At 61.8% G+C, this 25,519-nt stretch carries 17 protein-coding genes and 1 pseudogene; 7 read left to right on the forward strand and 11 right to left on the reverse strand.

The genetic code is table 11. The features are described from left to right. From ACP15K_RS00005 to ACP15K_RS00015, 3 genes and pseudogenes are all read right to left on the reverse strand, one after another. Positions 1 to 359 (reverse strand): annotated as a pseudogene (locus ACP15K_RS00005) (IS5 family transposase); the annotation flags it as partial. 121 nt (positions 360 to 480) lie between these two features. Next, positions 481 to 1,740: an agmatinase family protein gene (locus ACP15K_RS00010; protein ID WP_424989507.1), complete on the reverse strand. Its 1,260-nt coding sequence runs from the start codon at positions 1,738 to 1,740 to the stop codon at positions 481 to 483. A 33-nt stretch (positions 1,741 to 1,773) separates the two neighbouring features. Further along, positions 1,774 to 3,003, reverse strand: coding sequence for a carbohydrate porin (locus ACP15K_RS00015; RefSeq protein WP_424989508.1), 1,230 nt, complete (start codon positions 3,001 to 3,003; stop codon positions 1,774 to 1,776). A 118-nt stretch (positions 3,004 to 3,121) separates the two neighbouring features. Here ACP15K_RS00015 and ACP15K_RS00020 point away from each other — a divergent pair, with 118 nt between their 5' ends. Next, on the forward strand, positions 3,122 to 4,645 hold the full coding sequence (locus ACP15K_RS00020) for a hypothetical protein (protein ID WP_424989509.1): 1,524 nt from the start codon (positions 3,122 to 3,124) through the stop codon (positions 4,643 to 4,645). Between the two features lie 197 nt (positions 4,646 to 4,842). On the opposite strand, the gene ACP15K_RS00025 is transcribed toward ACP15K_RS00020, so the two are convergent. After that, positions 4,843 to 5,853, reverse strand: coding sequence for a helix-turn-helix domain-containing protein (locus tag ACP15K_RS00025; RefSeq protein WP_424989510.1), 1,011 nt, complete (start codon positions 5,851 to 5,853; stop codon positions 4,843 to 4,845). Between the two features lie 200 nt (positions 5,854 to 6,053). Here ACP15K_RS00025 and ACP15K_RS00030 point away from each other — a divergent pair, with 200 nt between their 5' ends. The 3 genes from ACP15K_RS00030 (at position 6,054) to ACP15K_RS00040 (ending at position 9,900) form a co-directional block, all read left to right on the forward strand. Next, positions 6,054 to 7,457 (forward strand): metal-dependent hydrolase family protein, encoded by a 1,404-nt coding sequence (locus tag ACP15K_RS00030; protein WP_193139043.1) that lies wholly within the window; start codon positions 6,054 to 6,056, stop codon positions 7,455 to 7,457. A gap of 228 nt (positions 7,458 to 7,685) precedes the next feature. Then, on the forward strand, positions 7,686 to 8,879 hold the full coding sequence (locus tag ACP15K_RS00035; RefSeq protein WP_424989511.1) for a carbohydrate porin: 1,194 nt from the start codon (positions 7,686 to 7,688) through the stop codon (positions 8,877 to 8,879). A 10-nt stretch (positions 8,880 to 8,889) separates the two neighbouring features. Further along, a complete protein-coding gene (locus tag ACP15K_RS00040; RefSeq protein ID WP_424989512.1) occupies positions 8,890 to 9,900 on the forward strand; it encodes a metallophosphoesterase family protein in 1,011 nt (336 codons plus the stop codon). A gap of 303 nt (positions 9,901 to 10,203) precedes the next feature. On the opposite strand, the gene ACP15K_RS00045 is transcribed toward ACP15K_RS00040, so the two are convergent. The 6 genes from ACP15K_RS00045 to ACP15K_RS00070 all read right to left on the reverse strand — a co-directional run bounded on the left by ACP15K_RS00045 (position 10,204) and on the right by ACP15K_RS00070 (position 18,022). Further along, positions 10,204 to 11,040 carry a DUF2189 domain-containing protein gene (locus tag ACP15K_RS00045; protein WP_193139047.1) on the reverse strand — a complete coding sequence of 279 codons (837 nt, stop codon included), beginning with the start codon at positions 11,038 to 11,040 and terminating at the stop codon, positions 10,204 to 10,206. A 289-nt stretch (positions 11,041 to 11,329) separates the two neighbouring features. Beyond that, positions 11,330 to 12,415 carry a hypothetical protein gene (locus tag ACP15K_RS00050; protein WP_424989513.1) on the reverse strand — a complete coding sequence of 362 codons (1,086 nt, stop codon included), beginning with the start codon at positions 12,413 to 12,415 and terminating at the stop codon, positions 11,330 to 11,332. 158 nt (positions 12,416 to 12,573) lie between these two features. After that, on the reverse strand, positions 12,574 to 12,864 hold the full coding sequence (locus tag ACP15K_RS00055; protein ID WP_193139051.1) for a hypothetical protein: 291 nt from the start codon (positions 12,862 to 12,864) through the stop codon (positions 12,574 to 12,576). Between the two features lie 129 nt (positions 12,865 to 12,993). After that, a complete protein-coding gene (locus ACP15K_RS00060) occupies positions 12,994 to 15,381 on the reverse strand; it encodes a zinc-dependent metalloprotease (protein WP_424989514.1) in 2,388 nt (795 codons plus the stop codon). A gap of 221 nt (positions 15,382 to 15,602) precedes the next feature. Next, positions 15,603 to 16,397, reverse strand: a complete 795-nt coding sequence (locus tag ACP15K_RS00065; protein WP_193139055.1) for a patatin-like phospholipase family protein — start codon at positions 16,395 to 16,397, stop codon at positions 15,603 to 15,605. 263 nt (positions 16,398 to 16,660) lie between these two features. Further along, positions 16,661 to 18,022: an arylsulfotransferase family protein gene (locus ACP15K_RS00070; protein WP_424989515.1), complete on the reverse strand. Its 1,362-nt coding sequence runs from the start codon at positions 18,020 to 18,022 to the stop codon at positions 16,661 to 16,663. 294 nt (positions 18,023 to 18,316) lie between these two features. Here ACP15K_RS00070 and ACP15K_RS00075 point away from each other — a divergent pair, with 294 nt between their 5' ends. The 3 genes from ACP15K_RS00075 to ACP15K_RS00085 are packed head-to-tail and all read left to right on the forward strand — an operon-like array spanning position 18,317 to position 23,471. After that, positions 18,317 to 21,823, forward strand: coding sequence for an AMP-binding protein (locus tag ACP15K_RS00075; protein WP_424989516.1), 3,507 nt, complete (start codon positions 18,317 to 18,319; stop codon positions 21,821 to 21,823). 42 nt (positions 21,824 to 21,865) lie between these two features. Then, complete coding sequence (locus ACP15K_RS00080) at positions 21,866 to 22,387, forward strand: hypothetical protein (protein WP_424989517.1); 522 nt, start codon at positions 21,866 to 21,868, stop codon at positions 22,385 to 22,387. 13 nt (positions 22,388 to 22,400) lie between these two features. Next, the gene (locus ACP15K_RS00085) at positions 22,401 to 23,471 is read left to right on the forward strand and encodes a ketopantoate reductase family protein (RefSeq protein WP_424989518.1); all 1,071 of its coding nucleotides are present in this window, start codon (positions 22,401 to 22,403) and stop codon (positions 23,469 to 23,471) included. Here the strand turns inward: ACP15K_RS00085 and ACP15K_RS00090 are convergent. Next, positions 23,468 to 25,513: an FAD-dependent oxidoreductase gene (locus tag ACP15K_RS00090; RefSeq protein ID WP_424989519.1), complete on the reverse strand. Its 2,046-nt coding sequence runs from the start codon at positions 25,511 to 25,513 to the stop codon at positions 23,468 to 23,470. The two genes, ACP15K_RS00085 and ACP15K_RS00090, sit on opposite strands and share 4 nt — an antisense overlap. Positions 25,514 to 25,519: the final 6 nt, after the last annotated feature.

Here is a 25,519-nt window from a genome sequence, read left to right on the forward strand (position 1 = left end):
GGTTCGGCCGATCAGGCGGCCACGCCCCCCTTTTTAACGCCCAGGCTGGACGCGGTGCGGTGTGCCTTCAGATACGTCGCGTCGATCATCACGGTCTTTTCTTCACTGTGTTCGGCGGCCAGCCCAGCCATCATCCTCGCGAAAACACCTTTGTCACTCCACCGCTTCCAGCGGTTGTACAAGGTCTTGTGCGGACCGTATGCGGCGGGCGCATCCCGCCAACGTAAGCCATTGCGGTTGATGAAGATAATTCCGCTCAACACGCGCCGATCATCGACGCGGGGCTTGCCGTGAGACTTGGGAAAGAAAGGCGCAAGCCGCGCCATCTGCGCGTCGCTAAGCCAGAAGAGATCAGACATGTCACCGCTCGTTTTTCGAACGGTGAATCACGCTGATCGCCGGAAATCAATGGGTCCTGAGCCTAGCCGCCGCATCCAGCCGGTCAGGCGCCACGGGCGCCCGCCCCGGCGTAGCGTGGTTTCACTTGCCGTCATCGACCAGATCCGGGTGCAGATAGTTGTCGGGCAAACCGTTCTTGGCCATGGCAATGCCGTTCAGGCACTGGCGCAGGACCGCTTTGGAGTTGAGAACGCTCGTGTAGCCTGGATCGCGCTCGGGGCGGAGTTCGACGATTTCCATGCCCACCAGATTGTTTTCGGCGCAGATCCGACGCACCAGCGGCAGCACTTCGCGCATGTAGAGCCCGCCCGGCTCGGGCGTCGAGGTGCCGGGAATGAACGCCGGGTCCACCACGTCGATGTCGAAAGACAGAAACAGCGGCTTGCCGTTGGCGCGGGCTTCGGCAAGCACATCATCGACCACAGGTTGCCAGCCGCGGCGTTCGATCTCGGCCATCATGTGATAGCGCAGGCCCGCGGACCGATTCCAGGCGACACCGTTCATGTCGGTCGAATTCGGACCACGCAAACCGATCTGGATGATGTCCTCACCATTGACCAACCCTTCTTCCACAAGTTTCCGGACAGGGTTTCCGTGCGTGTTGAAAACCCCGAATCCCACCGGTGCCTGATCGGCATGAGCATCGAAGTGAACGATCGTCAGGTTACCCTTGCCATAGACGTCAGCAAGCCCCGCAGCGTCCGGATACATCAGCACGTGTCCGCCACCGATGATGATCGGAATGGTTCGCTTTCCATTTTCCAGTTCAACCCCCGCCACCTCGGCGACCATCCTGCGCACCTCGGGGATGGATTTCTCCATGCTGAGCGGATGAACCGGAGCGTCGCCGTAGTCGACAACGGTCAGTTCTTCGAGGGCCGCAAGCCCGGAGTCGAGCTCCGGCATCGTGAAGGCCCCCCACATGTGGTAGATCTCGGACTTCATCGGCGCGCGCATTTCCATCGGGCCGTAGGATTGCACTCGCATCCCGTTGTACATTTCGGCACCGAAAATCGCGACTTCCACCTCTCCGGCCTTCAGGTCTGCCGGGGTCAGGGCAACGGGCAGATGGAAGAACGTGGGAATACCGACCCAAGGGAACCCGCCGACGTATCGCTGCACGTTGATTGGGCCCGGCTCGCGCCCGCTGGACAGGTCGTCTCGCATCTTGCGCCAGACATCATAGCTGGGGTCGTCCTTGTTCAATCGGATCAACGGCTCTTCGCCCTCGTTGATCGGATCTATTTCCGCGGGTGTGTCGGCAGCTCCCATCATCTGGGCGAACGCCGTTTCCGGCAGCAGAAGTCCGGCAAGCAGAAGGACTGTCAGGGGGTGTTTCATTGCGTTTCCTTGTTCGAATTCGAAGACTGAAAGTTAAAGCACGAGCCGGAAGCGCAGGCCGAAGACGACCTCGCTGTCGGCGCCGGACAGGGCGGGGTTGGCAATGTACTGAATGTCCGGGGTGATCTCGAAGGCACGTGAGACCTGGGCGCGGTAGTAGGCCTCGAAGCCGCGCTCCATGCCGAGGTTTTCGTCCGTGGGATCGCCCTGCCAGACCCCGACGCCGATCCGGTCATAGCGGAACCCGAAAGGTGTCTTGACCTGGAAACCGATGGCGGTGCGTTCCCGAAAGGCGCGGAAGGTATCCTCGGCCACCGAATACCGGAAGAAGGCACCCAGCCGATCGCCGATGTCCTGATCGAAACTGGCGGACAGGCTGCGGACTTCGGACTGGGTGTCGGTGGCCGTGTCCAGCGACCAGGTCAGGCGGTATTCGCCATAGCCGAGCCCGGGAATGGCAGGTTGCAGCGCCGCCTCGATCACGTACTCCCGATTGCCGTCCTGCAAGGCTTCAAGGCTGAGACCCGTCTCCACATCCGGCGCCCGCACCACGCCGGAGAGATACCAGGTCTCGGCCTTCCACTGCGCGAAGATGCCGTTTCCAAGCAAGGCGGTGTAAGGCACCACCGGGTTGTTGCCGAGCATGGGAGAGAAGAACATCTCGCTGTCGCCATGCGCATAGCGGTTCAGGTTGACCAATGTCCGCATGGCCAACTTGCCAATCTGAAACCGAAAGCGCTCGTCCGCCGTGATGTGTTCCAGCGCCAGCATCTGCAGGATCTCGACGGAATTGTCCGGCCCGCCGTTTCCGCCATTCAACGGCGACAGGATTCCGAGATCGGACTGGAACTGGCCAGCCGTGTTGCCCCCCAGGCTGTTGGCGAACTGCCCCCAGATGTTGAGCGAAGTGTGCCCCGGGGCGTCGCCGGCGAAATCAAGTCGGGCGATCACGTTCAACTCGTTGTCATTGATCCTGGATCCGTCAGCCCATTGGTTGATCAGGCGATCCTCGATCACCCAGTAGAACCCTGCCTCGTCCTGTACGCGCTCCTTGAACTCGAAATATTGCAGCCCTGCCCGACCGACCGCCCCGAACGAAAGATAGCCGTCGCGCGCGACCGGGTTCTCGAACACCACGCCAAACTCGCCGTAGTCGAAATCCGGTGCATCGGTCTGCTCTTGGGACGTTGCTGCAAAGGGAAAGGCGACGCAGGTCAGGCATGCGAGCAAACGCAGATCTGCCGGGCAGTCGATGCCTTTCATCGCTGGTCCTTCCCATTGTTTGCGCAATCGTCCCAAACGCGTAGCACCGGCGCCGAACAGGTGGTAAGTAACTAACGTAACGGAAATCCTGAGCCGCACCGGGGGAGGACACCGCTGGATGAACGGACCCGACGGCCTGATCGAAACCGAAGGCGTGAAGGCGCTTGCGCGACGTGTCGCCCGAGATCCGGTGTTTCAGGCGTCCGACCGATTGCGCAGGCTGCTGCTTTTCATTGCCGACACGTCGGATGATCCGGAAGGGGCTGGCACCACCCAACAGCAGATTGCATGCAAGATCCTCGGCAAGGGCCCCGATTTCGATCCGGCAATCGACCCCCATGCGCGTATCGAAGTAGGTCGCCTGCGGACCGCCCTGAAGCTTTATTTCGCCGACCAGCCCGCCGGCGCACAACGGCTGGAGATTCCCAAGGGAAAGTACCTGCTTTGTCTGGCTGCATCCCGGCAATCACTGGCAGCAGTTGAACCCAGACCTGGTGGTTTGAGGGTTCAGTTCAGTCTTTCGGGATCCGGACAGCCGGATCGTGAAGACGCGCTGCTTGCCGCGATCCTGTGCCGATCTGCCAGGTCTCCGCTTTTGCTGGACGGTGCCCTCGTGCTGTGCCCGGCAACTGCGACGAGCGCGGCGCAAGCCTGCCATGAGGCCCGGAAAAATGCCTGCCATATCTCGGCACATCTGCATCTTTCACCGTCCGACCCCGGGCCCTCCAGAGCTTGGCTGACGCTCTGCCGGACAGATCGTGAGGCGCTTGTTGCCGGAATCGAACTGCCCATGACGGTTGGTCATTCCCCCGGACAGCCCGAGGACCCTCTCGTGCAACTGGTTGCGGACGCTTTGGCCGATCCGGCAAGCGGTCTGGTTCCGAACCAGGCCGCGCGGATCTGGCCGAGTTCCCGCCTTGCGCTGATCCTGCTGGCCTACCGCTTCATGTGCACCCAGTCCTCTGTCTGGGCGGAACGGGCGATGAATGCCTTTGCGGCGCTGGAAGGCACCGGATACCGGTCCGCGACCACCCTGGCGTTGAAGGCGGACATGTGCCGGATCAGCGAGGTCTTTGCGATCGGCCCGGAAAGCGGAGGATGCAGTCGCGCCCTGGAGATGGCCGCGGCTGCCGTTGAATGGGAACCGTACAACGCAGCCGCGGTGCTGTCGCTGGGATACGCCTGCCTTGCCACAGATCAAAAGACAGCGGCCCGACAGGCAGCCTGCAGTATTCCGGCAGCGGTCAGCCTGTCGGGAATCGATGCGGATGTCGTGCTACTTCGATCCTTGTGTCGCCTTCCGATGCGGAACAGGGATGTCCTTGATCCGGAAAAATCCTTCTTTGCCACGGCGTCCGAAATCGTGTCCCTGTTTGATGCCGCTGATTGGGAAGCACTGGCCGTCCGAACCCGCTCTTCCGCGTTCCGATCGAACTTCTGGCTTCCGTTGTTCGACAGTGTTGCAAGCGTGGCGCTCGGGGACCGGCCCGGATTGGACGCCTGCGCGGACGAAATCCGGTGCGCCTTGCCAAATTCCAAGGTCGTCCTGCCACGAGCCGTCCACGCAATGTTTGTCGCCGATACGGACCGGGGCGTTTTCGGTGACGCCCTTTCGCGAATGGGCTATCAGCCGAGCATCTGACCCATGCGCAGTGTCCCGGCTTGAGTGCGCGCGCGTGAACGGCCCGATCCCGACCTCGGGCACCCTTTCATATTGCTGCGGTGCGGCCCGTCGAAGGCGCCCTTCGCAGCACGCGCAAACCCGGATGGGGTCGACCGCACAGATCGCGGAGCTCTGCGGTCGATGCATGTGAGGCGATGCATGCAAGGTTCGGTGACCTATTCAGCGGATCCGTCCTTCTGGGTTCTTTGCAGGCTTCGGTACGTGGTTGGTGTCATGTCGTTTGCGCGGCGAAAGGCTCGGGTGAAATTGGCAACGTCCGTGAAGCCCAATGCAGTGGCGATGTCAGAGATGGACCGGTTGGTCTCGAAAAGGGCGGCACGGGCATATTCTTGCCGGACAAAGTCGATCTCCTTGCTGATCCCGGTTCCTTCGGCAGCAAGGCGGCGTTTCAGTTTCTGCTGGCTCATCGATGCGAGGACGGCACAATCCGCGGCGCTCAGGGCGCCTTGCCCAATGTAGGCGCGCACCACTTGCCGAAAGGAATGCACGAATTCGCCGACATCGGCGTCGCGCCGCTGCATCGGGGTCAGATCGGGAGAACGTGCATCGAACGATGACGACAACCACGCAGTCGGAAAACGAATGCTGAACCCCATCCGGTTGCCTTTCACCAGGTGCATCAGGTCGAACTCCGGGGGAAGGACCGATGGATCGCTGACAACAACGGTCACTTTCGAGGGGTCGATCCCGTCCCGAAGTGCCCGCTGGAGGATGGCCCAGCCCAGCGCCAGCATGAACACGTCGTTCTGTGCCGGCAGGATCGTCGGCTTGAAGGTTCGTCTTTCGCCCAAGGTCGCAGTTTGACCGGAAATATTGAGATACTCAGTGGCCGAACTTGAAACCTCGTTGGCGCCCGCGATGAAGATCGAAAGGTAGTCTCCGGCGGTGGTCGCCCGGGCTTCCGCATCTGCAAGAATTGGCCAGCCGCCGAGATCAAGCTTGGCGCCCACGCGCGCGCCGAGAAACCGATCGTTGGCCACGTCCGCCGCGTTCTCGACAAACTGGGTGGCAACCATGACATGAACGGACAGATCCGGGTCAAGGGTTGCTTCTTCGGTCAGGCCTACGCTGTCGAAGACCGGTTCCGGGTCGATGCCGCGCGCATGGAATTCACCCACAAACGGACGAAGAAGGCTCAGTTTGACGAGTGGCAGTCTGTGTGTCATTGGCTTGATATCCGCACGCCCCTTGTCACGCAGCGTAGCGTCTGACAGCCGCGGGAATAGGAAAAACTCTCAAGAACAGTCTGGATGGGTAAAAAACCCGTTCCTCGTGACCCTGAAAGACAAGAGAAGCAATATTCTAGCGCTATAGTGTTTCCCACTCAAACGCCCCGCATCGGGGTCTGATCCAATGGGAGATATATATGATGAGATTCCTTGCCTCGGCTGCAAGCATTGCGCTGGCCGCTGGGTTTGCGACCGCCGCCTTCGCGCAGGACAACGCCCCGCGCCAGGTGCTCTTCACCAACGTCAATATTTTCGATGGAATGAGCGATGCCCTGATCGAGAACGGCTCGGTCCTGGTCGAAGGCAATCTCATCTCGCAGGTGTCCGCCGATGCCATCGACGCCCCGGATGCCGTCATGGTGGATGGCGAAGGGCGCACGCTGATGCCCGGCCTGATCGACATGCATTCGCACTTGTGCATCCGGAACGGCATGCTGGAGTTTCGCGACAATTACGACCAGATGGCCAACGGCGCCTACACCGGGCTGGTCCTGCAAGACTATCTCGACCAGGGCTTCACCACCGCGCGCGACGCGGGCTGCAACATCCTTGGCATTGCGAAGGCGGTGAACAACGACATCATCCCCGGACCGCGCCTTTACCCCAGCGGAGGCTTCCTGAGCCAGACCGGCGGCCACGCCGACACCGGATCGTTCAACGATGTTCCCGGCGACGTGGATGACCTGGAAGCCCATATGTTCGGCTTCATCGCCGATGGCGTTCCCGAGGTGATCCGCGCGGCGCGTCACAACCTGCGCGCCGGGGCCACCCAGATCAAGGTCATGGCGGGCGGCGGCGTTGCCAGCGAATTCGATCCCCTGCACACGACCCAGTACTCGCCAGAAGAGCTTGAGGCGATCGTTGGCGTTGCCGAAGACTACGGCACCTACGTGCTGGTGCACGCCTATCACGACCGGTCGGTCAACCGCGCGATTGACGCCGGTGTCCGCGTGATCGAACACAACTTCCTCGTCTCGGAAGATACCATCATCCGCATGAAGGAAGAGGGCGTCGCCCTTTCCGTTCAAGCGGTCCAGTCGCTGGAAGCTTTCGGCGATCCCGAGAGCATCACCTTCTTTAACGCCGACCAGAAAACCAAGGCCGCCCAGGTCAATGCAGGCGCACAGCAGATGATGGAATGGGCGGTCAAGCATGACCTGCTGATGGTCACCGGCGGCGACATGTTCGGACCCGACGTGGTGCGTCAGGCCGACAACATCATCTGGTTCAACGACAAGGTTGTAAACAACACGCTTCTGTCCCTGAAAACCGCAACCAGCAATGCCGCCGAAGTGCTGTCCTGGTCGGGCGGCATGAACCCCTACAAGGAGGGCACCCTGGGCACGATCGTCGAAGGGGGCTACGCCGACATCATTCTGGTCGATGGCAACCCGCTGGAGGACATCAATGCCATCTCGCGCGACCGGGTGGATTTCGTGATGAAGGATGGGGACGTCTACAAGAACTGGCTGCCCGGCAAAAACGCCCCGGCCTTCAAACCCGCCGAACCAAGCCGCGACGCATATTTCGGAAACCTCTGAGCGCAGGGCCGCACCCCGGTTGATCCGACCGGGGTGCGTGCACCTTGGCTTTGGCAGACACTGTCGGGGACCGGTCAAAGGCGATGCGGTTTTCGGCACTGAATGTCACGGCACTGTCGGCGACCGACTGTTCGGTTGCGATCGACCAGACCGATCTGGCACGCACGCTTGTGACCGATGCGCAAAGCTGAAAGCGAACCAAGCCAAAACCGGCAAGCGGGAGACCCCATGTCGAGATTCATTTACGCGGGGGCAATGCTGCTGGCCCTGACGCTTCTACCGCATGCCGCATGGGCCCAACAGGGCCTTTCTGGCCCGTCATCCGTCGAGGCGGACCTGACACCCGGCGACGGGCTCACCGATCCGCAGCCGCGCACAGACTTTCCACGCAACGTGCTGCCGGGGTACTTTGCCTGGAAAGACGGGCTGGCCGACAATGGCTTGCGGTTCAACATCGACTACCTTGCGCTCGGCCAGAGGAGCGACAGCGACCTGGGCGAAGGACAGGCCGGCGGTGGCATCCTCCGATTCTATGGCAATTGGCAGGCCACCGAAAACGGGTCGCTGACCTTCAAGGTCGAAAACCGGCACGCCTACGGCACTGTCGCGCCCCAGTTCTTTGGCTTTGATTCCGGCGCAATGTCGATCACCGGCACTGGCTTCAACGACAACGGCACGATGCTGACGAACCTTTTCTGGTCCCAGCGGGATGCAAAGGGGCGATGGACATTGCAGTTCGGTCAACTTGACCTGACCGATTTCGTGGATGTCTATGGCCTTGTCAGTCCCTGGACCTCGTTCCAGAACCTGGCATTCAACACCAATCCCACGATCAACGCGCCCAATCCCGGCCTGGGGATTGCGGGCGGTGCGAAGTTGGGAGAGAACTTCTATGTTGTGGGTGCGGTGGCCGATGCGAACGGGGACCCGACCAAGCCGAGTTTCGATGTGTTCGAAACCGGTGAAACGTTCAAATCCATCGAGATCGGCTATACCAGCGGCATCGACCGGATCTATTTCGACAATGTCCACCTGACCGTCTGGCAATCGGACGAGGCCGAGGATGGCAGCCGGGCCGAAGACAAGGGTGCCGCCTTCTCTGCCGCCTGGTTCTTCGAAAATACATGGATGCCGTTCTTGCGGGCCGGCGTTGCCGATGGCACCGCCTCGCTTTACCAACGGTCTCTTTCCACCGGTCTGGGCTGGTACCGACGGAACACTGACCTTGCGGGTATCGGCCTCAACTGGGCCGAGGCGAAAGATATCGATGACACCCAGTTCACCACCGAAGTCTTCTACCGCTTCAATATCTCACCGGATCTCCAGATCACGCCCTCGATCCAGTATATCAACAACCCGCTGCTTGATCCCGGTCAGGACGACCTGACCATCCTCAGCCTGCGGGCACGGATCGTGTTCTGAGGACACAAGTATGAAACACCTGGTCGCCGCAACAGCCACTCTCCTCCTTTCGGCCGTGTCCATTGTCGCCCAGCCGTTTTCGCACGGCATCGCGGATGGCCCCACCCCATGGACCGACAAGGTCTTTGACGTTGGAGAAGACCGGTTCATGTTCGCAATCCATTCCGACCTGACAGGCGGCGAGCGACCCCAAGTGTTCGAAATCGCCATGGCGCAGTTGAATCTGCTGCGCCCCGAATTTGTAATCAGCGTCGGCGACCTGATCGAAGGCGGTGACGTGGACCGCGACCAGCATCTGCGTGAATGGGAGGACTACGACCGCAGAGTGGAGGCGTTGAAAGCACCGATCTTCTACGTGGGGGGCAATCACGACCTGTCGACGCAACTGTCGCAGGACATCTGGCAGGCACGGCTCGGGCCAAGCTTTTACCATTTCCGCTACAAGGATGTCCTGTTTCTGGTACTCGACACCGAAGACAACACCCCGTCCCGGATAGACGAGATCGCGGCCGCCCGTGCACAAGCGGTTGAAATCTACAAGACAGAAGGGCCCAAAGCCTTCGCGGCGACCGAATACAACCAGATGCCGGAACGCGCTTCGGGCACGATCAGCGCCGGACAGGCCGCGTATTTTCGGGCGGTCATTGCAGACAATCCAGATGTCCGTTGGACCTTCCTGTTCGTTCACAAACCGGCCTGGAAACGGGAGGGAGATGTGGCTTTCTCGTCCATCGAAGCCGCTTTGTCCGACCGGTCTTACACTGTTTTCAACGGCCACGAGCATGTCTACGACTATAGACAAAGACACGGGCGGGATTACATCCAACTCGCCACAACAAGTGGCGAGCAATTTCCGGATCTCGGGATGTCGGAAGACCATGTAACCCTGGTGACCGTATCTGGCGAGGAGGTCGATATCGCTACGCTGATGCTTTCAGGAATCCGGGACAGGACCGGATCCATTCCCTTGGGTGGAGACGAGGTGTGCTTTGCCGCAGTCGAGTGCGCAGCAGAGCAGTAGATCGTTTCGCCTGACACCTCGGTGGGCAGTTGCAAACCCGGACTATCGCGACCGTCGAAAGATCTGATCACAACCGGCTCCAAGTCGGCTTTTGGCGGTGCCGAGATCATCTTGGATTCACGCGCATATGGCTGTCGGCCTGCCTTGGAAACGTACAGCCGATTGTTCCGGCCGCTTTCAGGACAGGCGAACTACGCGTTCACAGTTTGCTGTACTTGCACAATTCCGGCGGTCCGGGGACGCGCTCCCCAATGACCTTTTTTCGGACTTTTCTTCCCGTCACTCGAAAAGGCACCTAGCCAGTCAGAGGGATGGCTGCACGGACTCCCCCTCCGCCGGGGCCACCGCCCGCTGATAAAGATGCCAGGTGGTGTGGCCCAGGATCGGCAGGGTGAAGATCAGGCCCAGAAACGCCGGAACCAGCGATAACAGCATGGTCACGGTGATGATTGCCGCCCAGGTGAGCATGACCGCCGGGTTTTCCACGACGACGCGAACGGAAGTGATCATGGCGGAAACGAAATCCATGTCCCGGTCGAGCAGCATGGGCATGGCCACAACGGTCACCGAGAACAGGACCGCAGACAGCAATGCCCCAACGCAGGCCCCGATCGCAAGAAAGGTCCAGCCCTGCGGCGTGAACAACACGGTGTGCAGGAACCCGTCCAGATCCGAAAAGGATGAATCCTTCAGGACAATCACCAACACGGTGCGGAACTGGTAAAACCAGACCCACAGGATGAACAGGGTGACGAAGGCCATCCAGCCCATCTCGCGCTTGCGCTGATTGGCCATGACGGTGAGGATTTCAGACCAGCCGAAGCTCTCCCCTGCCTCCAGCCGGCGGGACATTTCATACAGCCCGGCAGCCGCGAAAGGCGCGACCAGCGGAAAGGCGACCACCGCGGGAACGATCATCCAGAGCATGTCGAGCCAGACCAGGCACCAGACCAGCAGCAGTCCAAACACCGCGTAGAACAGGCCGAAGAAGCCGCTCATGACGGGGCGCGCCAGAAAGTCGGAAAACCCTTCTTTCAGCGACGCGGTGATATCATCCGCCGTCACCTTGTTCACCTTGGGCAGGCCCCGTTGCGGCGCCTGATTGTCCGGTGGTGTGGACCCTTCGATCTTTGATGTCATGACACACTCCTCCCAAAGCAGGGTTCCGCGCATGTCCGGTGTCCTACAGACCCAGCAGCAATACAGACATCCCGGCCCCGCCTATAAATCTGTATCAGGTAAGGACCAAAGGCAAGGAATGGGATCATGGCCGTCAGATCCGCCGACTTGCTCGTGGTGCCCGCCGCTGGTTCGCACGCGCAACGCCGCGCCCCTGCAAGCGGCACACCCGTGAGAACGCGTCTGTGGCAGGCGGCGTTCCCACAACCATCTGTTATGGAATTTAACCCACGCGCGGGAATGGCAGCCACTAGCGCGCGCGCAATTGCCGACGCAGCGCGGCAACCGCCGACGGAAGATCGTCCTCGAAACCGGGAAGGAACGCCTGCTGGATTGCAGCATTCAACGCGTCGTCGGCAGCGGCCTCGCCTGCGGATGACGACCCCACAAGGGCTTCGATCTCCTCGAAGGCTTCAAGGAGCAGAAGCGGCTCGCGCAGGATGCCCTGAACCGTCATGCTGATCGACATATGCTCGATCTGGTTGTTGTTCTCGGGCGGGCCTACGAACACGGGCGCAAAGCCGGAAACGCCCCAGATCGTAGAGTTGTCCTGAGCAATCCCGGTGTCGTATTGCCAGATCGTTCCGACGTGGAACCGCGTGGTGAAGCCATGGTTGAACAACTTGATATGTGTCAGCGGGTTGCGGCGCGACGAGCCCACGACCAGTTGCTGCCAAAGGTAAAGGGCCGCCTGTTCCTTTCCGCCAATGAACTCAGACGTTTCCAGCATATGCTCCGGCGGCACCGCATCAATCAGGTCGTTGGCGGGCTCGAACAGGTCCAGCGCCGTGTCGAGCGCCGTATCATCGGTGTCGGCCCCCGACAGATCAGCCAGCTTGAAGGCGTGAAACCGGGTGTAGGCCGCGCCAAGCGCCGCAAGATAGGGTTCGCCCTCTGCCGAGGCAAGCGCTTCGACAACGCCATAGGCGTCCCAACCATCTGCGCGCAACTGGTCGGTATCCACGTCCCAGAACGCGGATGGAATCTGGCGGCCGGCGTCGCCGGTTCGAAGCGCGAGAACCCTGAGCCCATCCGCATATTCCATCAGTTGCGCGGATGTGACCGCACCCTCATCAAGCCGGGCGAGATGGCCGGCGATGGAAATGTCCCCCAGAAGCGGCTGTTCGCTCAGCCCCGCGTCCCGCAACGCCTGGTGCACTTCATTTCGGGACACCTCGGCCACCGGCGCCGGGCCTGTTTTCCCCTCGGAAATCGGACTTCCTTCCAGCCGTTTTTCCGGAAGCCCGAAGAACAGGAACCGAACCTGTGGAACCGCCAAAACGACGACCACAAGCACCATGCAGGAAAGCAAGCCGAACCATGCCACCCGTCTCATGCCTCATCCGCTTCATGTGAGACGTGATTGTCCAGCAAGCACTGCCGAAGCGCCAAGGGTTGTTGCCATTGGCACGTCATCTGCGCTGGCACCCTTTCCAGCGCGTGCCTTCAGCCCGTGGGTTGGTGCTGCGGTCGGTGTCTGTCATTTGCGAGACGTCACTTCGTGTAGTCTTCGAAACCTTCGACATTCCCGTCGATGACGGTGCAGTTTCCAGCCGCCCGCACGGTCGGCTCGTCCCAGTTCACATTCCAGTTCACGATGATGGTGTCGCCATTCTGAGATGCAGGAAAGACCGAAATCGCTGCATTGGGCATATCCATGAACTCGGGAACTTGCCAAAGGTAGTCGTGACAGGTCTTCAGGGCGTTTGTTGTCTGCCTGTCAAAGGCTTGGGCAGCACTGGCCGCACCGACCAGGACCAGGCAAAGACCGACAACTTTGTGCATTGAGAACCTCTTTCAGATGTCCGTATCTGTCCATTCCTGTCCAAGGTTAGCGCGCCACCAGGCTGCGTCCAACAGGAAAGGAATTGCTCCGTCCATCATTTCCAGCGCCGCTCTGTCAGCCCCCCCGCCCTATTCTTCCCCTTCGCCGGATTCGGACGACCCCGCACCCAGCAACGCGATCATGCGCTCAAGCTCCGCGGTCGCAATCTCGCCAATGGACGTCCCTTTCAATTCGCCCGTCGCAACCATGGCGACTTCCATGGGGAACCCGGCGTCGACCAGCGCAGCCAGATCCTCGCCATTGCCGTCCTCGGCGGTCAGGTCCGTCAGGATGTCGATATAGGCCAGAATTGCGCCCTGCCGTGCTGGCGAAACAAGGCCCTTTGACGGAAGGTCGGCCAACAGGGTCTCTGTGATCTGTCCGATGTAGTCCTGCAAAGACATGAACGCGTCGCCATGCAATTTCCGCTGCATGTAAACCATCCTGACGCGCTCGCGGTTCAGGACCTCGCTCATGATCTCCGCCGCCGCGCTTTCGACAGTGATCAGCCCGCCGATGGGTCGGAAGCGGGCCAGCAACCCCGGTTCGGCGAAGGCATCGAGACCTAGAATGGCTTCCCCTGCAAGAAACTCAACCGCCTGCCGTTGCTCCTGCGGGTCGACATAGGCAAACGGCCTGTCACCACCAAGCGTCTGAGAAACGCCGCCGATCAGTTTGCCGACACTTCCCGCGATCCCGACGTACCGGCTGAGCGCCTCGTCGTAGGTGACAACCAGCAGCGCCTCTGGATTGCGCGCCTCTTCAACAGCCGTAGGCAGCGCCGCCAGACTGGCGTGTAACGCATCGATCCCGGCGCGCGTCGCCGATATCCGGTCCGCCCCGATATTCTCGGTCTGAACCCGAGGATCGAACCGGGCAAGATATTCTTCGCCAAGCTCGCCGGCGCCCCACCTGAGTTCCGGGCGATCCTCCGCCTCTGCTGCGATGGCCGCAAGTTCCTCTGCGTTCAGTCCGGTGGAATAGCCCCATCGGATGGCGTGCCGGTCGTAGGGTCCGATGATTGGAATGAACCGAGACACGCCATCATCCGGGGCCGCCACGTAGTTGAAGCGCCCATAGGCCATGATCGAAGACGTGCTGCCGTTCCGCGCAGTGAATTCAGGGTCTTTCAGCTGTGCCGTTGTCCAGGCCGTCGAGGCGCGATGATTGTGCCGCAGGCCAAGCGTATGGCCGACCTCATGGGACACTACATAGCGCAGGATGCGCCCTTGCAACGCCTCCGGCAGCGGTAATTTGGCCGCGGCGGGGTCGGTCCGATGCATCAGCATATAGTAGTAGCGGCTGAAAAGGTTCACCACGTCGGGCCACACCAGGATATGGGCGGAAAGAATTTCGCCGGAACGCGGGTCGTGAATGTTCGGACCCATGGCGTTCTGCACCGGTTGCGCAACCCAGCGGATCACGCTGTGACGGACATCTTCCGGGGACCAGTCAGGATCCTCTTCATGGCTTGGCGCATCGCGGGCAATGATCGCGTTGGTGAAGCCCGCGGCCTCGAATGCGGTCTGCCAGTCCTCGACCGCCTGGCGAATGTAGGGACGCCACCGTTCGGGGATTTCACGCGAGAGATAGAAAACGATGGGTTCAACCGGGTCCGACGGACGCGGCGCATCCGGTTCGGCGTGCTCAAGACGAAAGCGAAGGGCGGCACGGTCGCGCGATTGCACATCGCCGAACGCGCTTTCATAAACCAGATACTCGGTGAAGAAGAAGCCGACCCGGTCGTCATGGGCGCGACGCTCCATCGGGGTTTCCGGCAGCACGGCAATCGAATGCGCCGTTTCCACGGAAACCGGCTGTGCCAGCCCGGACTGATCGGTCGCTTCGAAGGTCAGTTGCGACCGGACAAAGAGGTTGTCGGGAAAAACCGACGCCTCGACAACGTAGGACCGGTCAGGGTCGTTCGGCCCGGGCGCGAGACCGGTGGAGGCCAGCAGCGCGGCGACCGAATAGCCGACGATATCGCCCCCGAACGCATCGCGCAAATCCACAAGTACGGCCCCGGTGTCGTCTTCCGCAAGGATCGGGAAATCGACGATGATGGGACCAAGATTGGCGCGCTCCACGGCGAGGTTCACCGGGCGCAGCTTGTCGCGACCGCCGGTGTAATGCGGATCACCCGAGACCTTTTCGAACGCGGTGCCAGACAGGGACCGCACCATGACGCGATCCGGGCGCCGTTCCAACTGGATCAGTCGTGCGCCCAGGGCGTTTCCGCCCAAAGCCACCGCATCGGTGGGATACCCGGACACTTCGGCGTACCAGATCAGTCTGCGTTCAAACATGTCGCGCGGGATCGCAAGCAACAGCTCGCCGTCTTTCTGGTACAGGTCGAATGCCCCTGACCGCAGCTCGGCACCTGCAACGCGATCCTGGAAAGTCTCTGTTTGCGCCGTGGCATCTGTCGTCGAAAGCGGGATCGCAAGGGCAATGCAAAGGGCAAATGCGAGGCGCATGGCGGTTCTCCTTGTCGACGGTCTTTTGGGCAGGCACGCGCCGCCCGGTTGTCGTGTATGTGTTCGAAGTTCCAGAATACGTAGACTGAACGGGGCATTGGAGAAAGCGCGATGCCCACGAATTCACCGGAAACAGAGAGGATGGGAGCGCCCCTGAAGCGTGACATAGATGAAGACACGGTTTGGCGGCCGCTGGATCGCGCCGCCGCTTCCGTGCCGTGTCAGGCCAGCGCCCGTTCCAGCTTGCGCTTCATGGCGTCCTTGTCGGCCGTCGCCACCTCAAGGATCTCGGCGGCCTTGAGGAATGCCAATGCCGGGAAGGCGCTGGCCTTCGGAGCGATCAGAACCGCCCCGGGCCGATCTTCAAGCTGCTGCCTCAGCATCCGGTGCATCATGATCCGCATCGCCCCGACTGCGGCCTCCATCGGGCCAGGCACCTCGCTGCTGTCCTGCGCTGTAACACTGGCCACATCCACCGCGAGCACCAGATCCGCATCCGGCAGCGCATCGAGCGGAAGATTGTTGGTCACGCCCCCGTCCATAAGCACCCGCCCGTCCAGAAGCGTGGGCCGAAACACGCCCGGAATCGCGATCGACGCCGCCAGCGCGGGTTTGAGAAGCCCCTCGCGCAGAAACACCGTTTCGCGCGCGTGGAAATCCGTCGCAACTGCCGTGAAGGGGATCCCCAGCATGTCGAACCGGTCGGGCATGGTCGGTGGCAAGGCAATCTGAACGGCGTGATGCGCGTTGAGAGATCCCGGCATGATCGGGAACCGGCCCGGTCTGGACGCCAGGAACCGCTTCATCTCGCGGGCTGGATTGTCGGCAATGCTCAGGATCCACTCCCGAATGTCCCGGCCCGACATGCCCGCGGAATACGCCGCACCAATCATTGCCCCCATCGAGGTGCCCGATATTGCCATCGGGTGAAGCCCCAACTCGTCCACGACCTCCAGCACCGGCACATGCCCGATCCCGGCAGCGCCGCCCCCGCTGAGGGCAATCGCAAGCCTCATGGCCGCAGACCGCGCCTTGGATGCCTGCCCGTGGGCGTCCCGATAAATCCCATGCCCTGAAAATCCCCTGCGCATTTCGTTGACGCAACCTAGAGCGGTCGCAGGCCGGTCTTCAATGGCGTGCGGCGCAAACACTGGCCATGGCGGCCTATTTAGGTGACCGGCGGCCAGCGGCAGGCCCACCCATCAAAGACGTCCCGCACCGCCCAGCGGCTGGAACCGAAACCGGCAGAAGCGGCCTGTCTTCCCCGCGATCCCTTGTGTCAGCTTTCGCAGTTGGCCGCCTTGATGGCTTCGACGGCCCGCGCACCATCGGCGCGGCTCATGTACCGGGTCCAGCCGAGAAAATAGACCAGACCGTCCTCGGCGCGATTGACATATTCGACCACCGCCTGACCCTCGGAATCAAGGATCACAAGCCGCCCCTGCGAGGTTTCCTCTACCATCACGAAGCCGCCCGGCAGACGTTCGAACAGCCCGCCAAACAGGGCCTTCACCTCGAGTTCCGCCAGCGCATCGTCTTGCGGGCCACTGACGCTGTCGGTCTGGAAATCGTAATAGCTGATCTTGTTGGCATCGCGCACATAGGCGCGGCCCGAGGTGTTGATCACGTCGTTGTTGAAGATGGCAATGGTGTGGTCGTCGACGATATCGACATCATGCTGTGCCCGCCACGGCCCCCGACGCATCCAGATGATCTCGTCGGTTTCGGGGCGGAATTGCAGCACCATCGAGGAGTCCCGGAAGCTGAGAAACACATCGCCGCGTTTCCAATAGGGACCGTCTTCGAAAACCGGCTGCACATCGTTCAGGTGCATCGGGTTGTTGTTGTATTCGCTCGAGTTGAAAACAAGGTACTCGTATCCGTGTTCGATCAGGACATCACCGATGGACCGACTGTACAGGACCTCTCCGTCTTCGCTGATCTGCGCGATGGCCACATTTCCGAAGTTGTCATTGACCGTGTAGTCAGCTTCCAGCGGCAGCTTGTCGGGCAGCCAGAAATGCCCGTCCGGTCCACGCTCAAGGGCGTGATGATAGTAGCCGCGCTTGCTGCGCCAGACCAGATCGCCGCAGGGGGTCAGGCGCACCAGCGGAGAGTGATGGTCCTTGATTAGCAGATCGCCGTTATCGAGCAAATAGGGATGGATGGCGCGAAAGCGCTTGGGGATATGCGCCGTTGCGATGTCGTTCTCGATTTCCGGGGTCCAGCCGGCGAAGAACTCTTCCGGGCGGGTCACCAGCCGGTGTTCGGTCGCGCCAGACTTCAGGTCGACCAGTTCCACCACATGACGTTCGACCGCACGGTCATAGCGGCTGAGCAGGATGAACCCGTCAGGACGCTCCTCAGGGGTAGATTGGTCAAAGTTCCAGCCCGAGAGACCGGGAAAGCGATGCGGATCCCGGACCGACATCCAGTTGTCGTCCTTTGCACTCAATGCGTCCTGTAGGTCTGCGGGGGCCGCAGCAAGCTTGTAGGCAAAGGTTCCGAACGCCCCGAAGCGACTGTGGCCCAGCGTCTCGTTGCGGACCGCGGCTCCGAACAGGATCGCGCCGATCGCGGCAAGGAGAAGCAGGAGGAGAACAAACCAAAGCTCAATCTTCTTGAAGAAAAATCGTTCCATCAGGGCAGCAACTCACACGATCAAAAGGTCCCGGCATGGGAAACGGGCGCTTGCCTGCCACAGTTTGGTTTGGTGATTTTCAAGCAACGTCTCCCCCACACCGAACGCTACGGGGCAAGATTGGACTTGGCAACGGTTTTGCTACCACGACAAAAACCCGGCCGAAGGGCACGTTTCCTGAATTCCCGGAAAAGTAGAGTTGCAACACATTCAAACAACCCATAGCTTAATTGTGAGTGAAGCGGCTGCCTGACTTCACAACTCTCGCGCAGCATCAGGAGTATACGATACGACATGTCCGGTGCTGCTCAGCGCATTGCTGCGTTCAATTTCAGAACCGTCACGGCCACGCCCAACCAGACCCGCTATGTGAGGTCCGAACTCGCCGAGGCGGGGTCGTACATGATTTCCATGGGCCATCTCGTGCAGGGCCAACTGGACGAGACAAGGTTTCGGGCAGCGGCAACGCAACTGGTTCTGCGTCATGACGCGTTGCGCACCTCTTTTGACATCATTCAAGGGGCTGTTCAGGCGCGTATTTCCGAAGAACCGCAGTTTCAGTACCACAGCTGCAGGCTTGCAGATGACAGCCTCTCTGCGTTCCGGTCCTGGGCATTGCCGCTGGTTTTCGAAGACGTGGATCCAAGGGTGCCAGGATCGCTGATCCGTGTTCTCGTCGCCAACCTTGGCGAGCAATGGCGGTTTACCATTGCGGCCCATCACGCCACCACCGATGGATTTTCTCGCGGCGTGATGACACGGGAATTGCTCAAGCTCTATGCCGGGGAGGATCTGCCGTCGGCGCCCTCCTACTACGACATCGATATCAAAGCGGCCCAGGACCCGTCCGAGCTGCGCGCTGTCAATGATCTGGTGACGGCGCTACCACAACCCGTGCGCCTGATCGGAGACGGGTTCGAAACCGGCGAAGAATCCTCGGCAGGCCATTTCGTCGAGCGGTCCTTTGACGATCTGTCTCGCTCGGTGCGGATGACCGCCAAGTCGATCGGCACAACGAAATTCGGTCTGTTCTCGGCCGTCTACGCGTTGGGGCTGCACGGCTATTCCGGTGAAACACAGGTGTCGAGCTTTTTTCAGACCTCAGGGCGCAAGGTGTTCGGGGCTTCCAATTCCATCGTCGGGCCCTATTCCAACACCCTGCCCCTTGATCTGAGCTTTGATCCGGGCCGTGCGTTTGGCAGCTTCGCACGGGATCTTGCCAAGCAGGTGGGAAACACCGTCGCGCTGGAGCGTGCGCCGATCCTTGATGCCGTTCTGGCCGCCCAGAAAGGACCGAGCGTTTCGATCAACATGTTCCCACCGGCGGCGCGCATCAAGGCTGGCGCGCTGGAAGTCGGCCCGCGCGAGTTTCTGGATCGCCGGACGGAATTCGATTTGAACCTTGTCTGGGCCGAGGATGGCGGCGTTCTGACCGCGCGGGCGTTCTATGACAAGGCGCATTTGTCCGACACCCGCGCGCGGCTTTTTCTGGATCAGCAAGCCCGATTGCTGCGCGCCGTTCTGGCGGATCCTGCGGCCTCCTGCCGGGACATTCTCAAGCAAGCCCGCTCCGGTGCCGAAGCATTGCTGCCGCAAGGCACAACGGTCCCCACCCCCAGGCATCGCCTGCACAACGCGTTCTTGGAATGGGCAGCGCGGACCCCGGATGCCGTGGCACTTGTCACTTCGAAGGACCGCCTGACCTACAAGGCATTGGCAGACCGTCTTCGGGCCAGAGTGGCAGGCCTGCAGGACGCAGGAGCCGGGCCCGGCAATTGCGTGGTGATATTCGCCCAACGCGATCCCGCATTGGTCGAAGCCCTGTTGGCGGTATCCGCCAGCGGGGCGTCCTTTGCGATCATTGATGCCAGTTATCCGCCGGCGCGCATCTCCCAAATGTTCGACCGGCTTGAGGCGCGCTTCGTCATCGAGGCCGGGGCGGAATTGCCGCCGGACCTGCGCAGCGGGCGGACGCTGGTTGCGTGTGGCGATCCAGCCAGGGCCAGGGTGATCGACGGACCACCCCGAGACGCGGCCTGCCACATGTTCACATCGGGCACGACGGGTCAGCCGAAACTGATCAGCCATCCCGATCAGACTGTTCAGAGATTTGTCGCCTGGCAGGCCGCGACACTGGCGCTGGACACCCCCGTTGTGACCATGATGATGGCGGGCCTGGCCCATGATCCAACCCTGCGCGACGTGCTTCTGCCCCTGTCGCATGGTGGCACCGTGGCGGTTCCGACACCCTGCGAAATGGCAACGCCCGAGCGGCTGCGCGCACTCATGGCCACGGCACAATGCAACGTCGTGCGGTTCAGCCCTGCCTCCGCAAGGCTGCTGACAACGGGCGCTTCCCAGGACCACCGCTTCGACCATCTGTGCGCCATTTTCTGGGGCGGAGAGCGCCTGCCCCGGTCCGTGGTCGCGGAATGGCAGTCGCGCGTGCCCAAAGCCCGCCAGTTCAACGTGTTCGGCACCACCGAAACGCCACAAGCCTTCCTGATCCACGAGATCCAGCGAAACGCGCCGCCCGCCGGGGAAATTCCCTTGGGGCGAACACTGCCATGGACAGGGGCGGCGGTTTTGGCAGAAGACGCAACACCGGTGGCGATCGGCGAGGTCGGCGAACTGACGGCCATGCTGGCCGACCCGATCATCGGGGCCAACGACAAGCTGTCAGAGACAAAGGGCGCGGGCGCGCTGCGCCATTTCACCGGCGATTTGGCCTACATGATGCCGGGCGGCGAGATCACCTTTGCCGGACGACGGGACGGTCAGGTCAAGATCAACGGGTTCCGGGTGGAACTGGGCGAGATCGAGGCGTTTGCCGAGGGGATTTCCGGGGTGAAGCAGGCGACGGCCCTGGTTGCGGACGATCGCATCCTTCTGTTCGTGCTGGCGCCCGGCACCTCCGTCGCCGAAGGGACCGTGAAGGCGCGACTGGCCCAAAACGTGCCCGCCTACATGGTGCCTGCGCAGATCTTGGTGCTTGATGGATTCCCGGCCACGCCCAATGGCAAGGTCGACAAGCCTGCGCTGGTGGCTTTGGCGGCAAAAGCGGCCAGAGCCGAGACTGGCAAGCCCGATGCCCAGCCGAAAGGTGCGGAAGAGATCGCGATTTCGAAGCTGCTGGCCCGAAACACAAACCGCACCTTTGTCGCACGCAACCAGTCGCTGGCCGATCTGGGCATCGACAGCATTGGCACTATCGAGGCGCGACTGGATCTGGAAGGCGCGGGCTTCACCCTGCCAGACGGCTGGCAATGGCTGACCGTTTCGGAACTGGCCGCCCAACAACCGGCGGCCAAATCCAGCGGGTCGGCGTCGAAACGCTGGATCGCCATGGGCCGGATGGACAGTTTCATCCTGATCCGGGCCCTTGCCATTGCGGTGATCGTGGCCTTCCACACCGGGTTGAAGCTGCCGGTCGGAGCCTCGATCATCCTGTTTGTTCTGACCGGCTTTGCCTTCGTACGCATGCAGTTGCCCGCCATTCTGCGGGACGACCATGCCGGACGGATTCTGACGCTGATGGCGCGGCTCATAGTGCCCATGGCCGCGATTTCGCTGGTCTACTATCTGAAACACACGGTGATGGACAACGACGCCCATCTGTCCACGTTGCTGCCCTATCGCAATCTGGCACCCTTTTTCGAATTCATGGTGCTTGGCCGGGATCACTACCAGATCCAGTTGGAATTTCTGTGGTTCCTGCACAGCTATTTGCAGATGTTCCTGGTGATCGGTGTCTTGCTGGCCGTGCCCCGCATCCGTGCACTGCTGCGGCGGGATCTGTGACGCAGCCTGGTCGGGTTGTTCTGCATCTCTGAATTGGCAGGGGTGGGCACCATCGCGGCGCTGGCCCAGTGGACCGGCGACTTCGAAAAGACCTCGTTCTACCTGCTCTCATGGCCGACCACGACGATGCCGTTCCTGGTCATTGGCGCCGTGGTTGCCGCTGCCGACACGCAGCGCCGGGTGGTGGCCAGCTTCGCCTTCGTGCTGCTGCATTTTGCGGTCAGCGCCCTGTTCTACAGATCTCACGCCGAAGGCTGGTGGGTCATTGCACTGTTGTTCTGCGTGCTGATGCCTCAGATCACACTGCCGCGGATCGTAACCAGCGTCGTGATGCTCTTGGCGGCACATTCGCTGATCATCTACCTGTCCCACCATGCGACCGGATCGGTGTTCTCGGACATCTTCGGACGTGGCGAGTTGCGAGGGGCCAGCGTGGTATTCCAACTGGCTTTCGGTGTGCTGCTGGGCATTGCCCTGCGCCCGCTGCTGACGCGGTTGGGCATCTATCGGCTGGCCGACATCCCGCTGTCCTTCCAAAGCAAGTTGGCCAAGAAACAAGTATGAAGAGGAGCCAGACATGTCCAAGATGAACATCCTGATGCTGGGGGCGGCCTATGGGCTGCTGCCCGCGGTTCGCATCCTGTTGGCCGGCCATCGTGTGACTGTGGTGTGCCGCGCCTCGGAACAATCCAGTATTGCCAGCGACGGCGCGCAGATCTCGTTCCTGAAGCGGGACGGCACGCCCAACACCACGATGTCAGCGCCGGGCACCATCGGAACGGTCAAGGACAACGCGCTGTGCCTTGCCGGGGTCGATGTGGATCTGTCGCCCTTCGACATGGTGTTCCTTGCCATGAGCGAGCCGCAATACGCGTCCGAGGATGTGGCCGGGCTTGTACGCCGGATCGGCGCATCCGGCCTGCCGGTTGTATCGCTGATGAATGCCCTGCCGCCGCCCTTCCTGGCGCGCCTGAACGCATTCGACACCGTACAGCTGCGCCCGGCCTACACCGCGTGGTCGGTGTGGCAGCATCTTGACCCGGCGCTGATCTCGGCCGCCAGTCCCGACGCCCAGGCCGTGCGCATGGATCCCGAAAGGACCAACGAACTGTCGGTCACGCTGGCGTCGAATTTCAAGGTGGCTCCGTTCGAACAGGCTGCACATCAAGAACTGCTGGAAACGCTCTCGCGCGATGTGTCTGCCTATCGTCAGGATGGTCGACCGCTGCCAGTGCGCCTGCTTGCGCATGACGCACTGCATGTTCCGATGGCCAAATGGCCCATGCTGATGGCCGGCAACTGCCGTTGTGTCGGCCCGGATGGAAGCATCGTGTCCATTGCCGAAGCCGTTGGCGCGGATCCCGAAGCCAGCCAGAGGATCTATGACCAGACGCTGGAGGTCGTGCGCGCTGCCGGTGCGGGTGACGGCGATATCGTTCCGTTTTCGCACTATGCACGTGCCGCGCGTGGCCTGGTCCGGCCTTCCTCTTTCGCCCGTGCCATCGCAGCGGGTGCTCCGAACATCGAACGCGTTGACAAGATCATCCAACTCAGTGGCCGTGCACTGGGTCAGACCATACCCGAAATCGATCGGATCGTCGCGCAGGTGGATGTCCTGATGGCCCGCCCCCTGGCAGCCAGCGCCTAGATGTCCTTGACCAGCCGCAGCGCGTCATAGATCGCGGCATGGGTGTTGCGGGCGCTGACCGCGTCGCCGATGCGGAACAATTGGAACCGGCCGTCCGGGTTGCGGCACAGGGTCTGGGGCCGACCTTCCAGAAGCGCATCGTGATCCACCGCCCCGCCGTTTGACGACAGCGGCTTGAGGTCGAAATACAGGTCCTCCAGCGGCAGGGTGCCATAGTTCACCACCACCTGATCGTATTGCGCATCGAAGCGGTGATCGCTGTAGTCGGTGCCGATGGTGGCGGTCAGCTTGTTGCCGTCGCGCCGCACGTCCAGCAGCCGCCGTGTCACGGTAAAGGTCACGTCCTTGTCCTGCAGCGCCCGCATGTAAGGCACCAGGTTCATCGCCATGATGTCTGGGGCAAACACCCGGTCGGGGGTCATCACCTCGACCGTCGATCCGGCCAGGGCCGCCATTTCGGCGGCCTGGAGCCCCGGATGATCACCGCTTTCATCATAAATCAGCACGGACCCGGCGGGCTTCACATCGCCCGACAGGATGTCCCACGTGCTGACCACATGGGCCGGTTCCCCCCGCGTTTCGAACAGCCCGGTGTTGGGCACACCACCGGTGGCCACGATCACCACGTCTGGATGCATCGCGGCCACATCCGCGGCCTCGGCCCAGGTGTTGAAACGGAAGTCCACGTCCCGCGCGGCGCATTGCGCCATGCGCCAGTCGATGATCGAGATCATCTCGCGCCGGCGCGGCGATTGCGCGGTCAGCCGCACCTGTCCGCCCGGATCGGCGGCGGCTTCCAGAACCACCACCTCATGGCCCCGCTCGGCGGCGACACGGGCCGCTTCCAGCCCACCCGGACCGGCGCCGACCACGACGACCTTGCGGCGGGTTGCCGCCCGCGCGATCTCATGCGGCATGGTCAGTTCCCGCCCGGTCGCGGCGTTGTGCATGCACAGGGCATCGCCCGCCTGATAGATCCGGTCCAGGCAGTAGGTGGCACCGACACAGGGGCGGATGTCCTCTTCGCGGCCTTCGACGATCTTGCGGACGATATGCGGGTCGGCCATATGCGCCCGCGTCATGCCGACCATATCCAGCAGGCCCGCCGCCACCGCGTGGCGTGCGGTCGCCACATCGGGGATCTTCGCGGCATGGAAGGTCGGCATGCCTGTGGCCTTGCGCACGGCACCCGCGAAATCCAGATGCGGCGCGTTCTTCATGCCCTGCACCGGGATCACGTCGGTCATCGCCGGATCGGTGTGGATGCGGCCCCGGATCACGTTGAGGAAATCCACCTGCCCGGTGTCGGCCAGCCGTCTGGAGATCTCGATCCCCTCCTCGGCCGTGATGCCGCCCTTCTGCACCTCGTCCGCCGTATAGCGGAAGCCGACGATGAACTCGGGCCCCACCCGCTTGCGCACCGCCGCCAGCACATCCAGCGGAAACCGCAGCCGGTTTTCCAGCGTATCCGCCCCGTAGGGGCCGGTCAGATCATTGGTCAGCGGCGACCAGAACTGGTCCAGCAGATGGCCATAGGCCTGCAATTCGATCCCGTCCATGCCGCCCGCCTGCATGCGCTCCGCGGCATCGGCGAAGTCGCCAAGAATACGGTCAATGTCCCAATCCTCGATCAGTTTGGGAAAGGAACGGTGCGCGGGTTCGCGATGCCGCGACGACGACACCGACGGCAGCCAGTCGCCCTTGTTCCAGCCGGTGCGCCGGCCAAGGTGCGTCAGCTGGATCATCACCGCGCAGCCGTGGTCGTGGCAGGCGTCGGTCAGGTTGCGGATCCACGGCACCACCTCGTCCTTGTAGGCAAGGATGTTGTTGAACACCGGCGGGCTGTCCTTTGACACCGCCGCCGATCCGGCGGTCATGGTCAGCGCGACACCGGCCCTGGCCCGTTCTTCGTGATAGGCCCGGTAGCGGTCCTTGGGCATCCCGTCCTCGGGGTAGGCCGGTTCGTGACTGGTGGTCATGATCCGGTTTCTCAGGGTCAGATGCTTGAGCTGATAGGGTTGAAGCAAGGGATCCTTGGACATGGGCAA

Origin of the sequence: Fluviibacterium sp. S390 (assembly GCF_049800695.1) — a bacterium.
GTDB lineage: Bacteria > Pseudomonadota > Alphaproteobacteria > Rhodobacterales > Rhodobacteraceae > Meridianimarinicoccus.

Coding starts and splice junctions, on each gene's coding strand:
- ACP15K_RS00045 (WP_193139047.1), bottom strand. CDS start 11,040: ATGACATCAAAGATCGAAGGGTCCACACCACCGGACAATCAGGCGCCG.
- ACP15K_RS00065 (WP_193139055.1), bottom strand. CDS start 16,397: ATGAGGCTTGCGATTGCCCTCAGCGGGGGCGGCGCTGCCGGGATCGGG.
- ACP15K_RS00020 (WP_424989509.1), top strand. CDS start 3,122: ATGAACGGACCCGACGGCCTGATCGAAACCGAAGGCGTGAAGGCGCTT.
- ACP15K_RS00055 (WP_193139051.1), bottom strand. CDS start 12,864: ATGCACAAAGTTGTCGGTCTTTGCCTGGTCCTGGTCGGTGCGGCCAGT.
- ACP15K_RS00060 (WP_424989514.1), bottom strand. CDS start 15,381: ATGCGCCTCGCATTTGCCCTTTGCATTGCCCTTGCGATCCCGCTTTCG.
- ACP15K_RS00025 (WP_424989510.1), bottom strand. CDS start 5,853: ATGACACACAGACTGCCACTCGTCAAACTGAGCCTTCTTCGTCCGTTT.
- ACP15K_RS00050 (WP_424989513.1), bottom strand. CDS start 12,415: ATGAGACGGGTGGCATGGTTCGGCTTGCTTTCCTGCATGGTGCTTGTG.
- ACP15K_RS00040 (WP_424989512.1), top strand. CDS start 8,890: ATGAAACACCTGGTCGCCGCAACAGCCACTCTCCTCCTTTCGGCCGTG.
- ACP15K_RS00035 (WP_424989511.1), top strand. CDS start 7,686: ATGTCGAGATTCATTTACGCGGGGGCAATGCTGCTGGCCCTGACGCTT.
- ACP15K_RS00030 (WP_193139043.1), top strand. CDS start 6,054: ATGATGAGATTCCTTGCCTCGGCTGCAAGCATTGCGCTGGCCGCTGGG.
- ACP15K_RS00010 (WP_424989507.1), bottom strand. CDS start 1,740: ATGAAACACCCCCTGACAGTCCTTCTGCTTGCCGGACTTCTGCTGCCG.
- ACP15K_RS00015 (WP_424989508.1), bottom strand. CDS start 3,003: ATGAAAGGCATCGACTGCCCGGCAGATCTGCGTTTGCTCGCATGCCTG.
- ACP15K_RS00085 (WP_424989518.1), top strand. CDS start 22,401: ATGTCCAAGATGAACATCCTGATGCTGGGGGCGGCCTATGGGCTGCTG.
- ACP15K_RS00090 (WP_424989519.1), bottom strand. CDS start 25,513: ATGTCCAAGGATCCCTTGCTTCAACCCTATCAGCTCAAGCATCTGACC.
- ACP15K_RS00070 (WP_424989515.1), bottom strand. CDS start 18,022: ATGGAACGATTTTTCTTCAAGAAGATTGAGCTTTGGTTTGTTCTCCTC.
- ACP15K_RS00075 (WP_424989516.1), top strand. CDS start 18,317: ATGTCCGGTGCTGCTCAGCGCATTGCTGCGTTCAATTTCAGAACCGTC.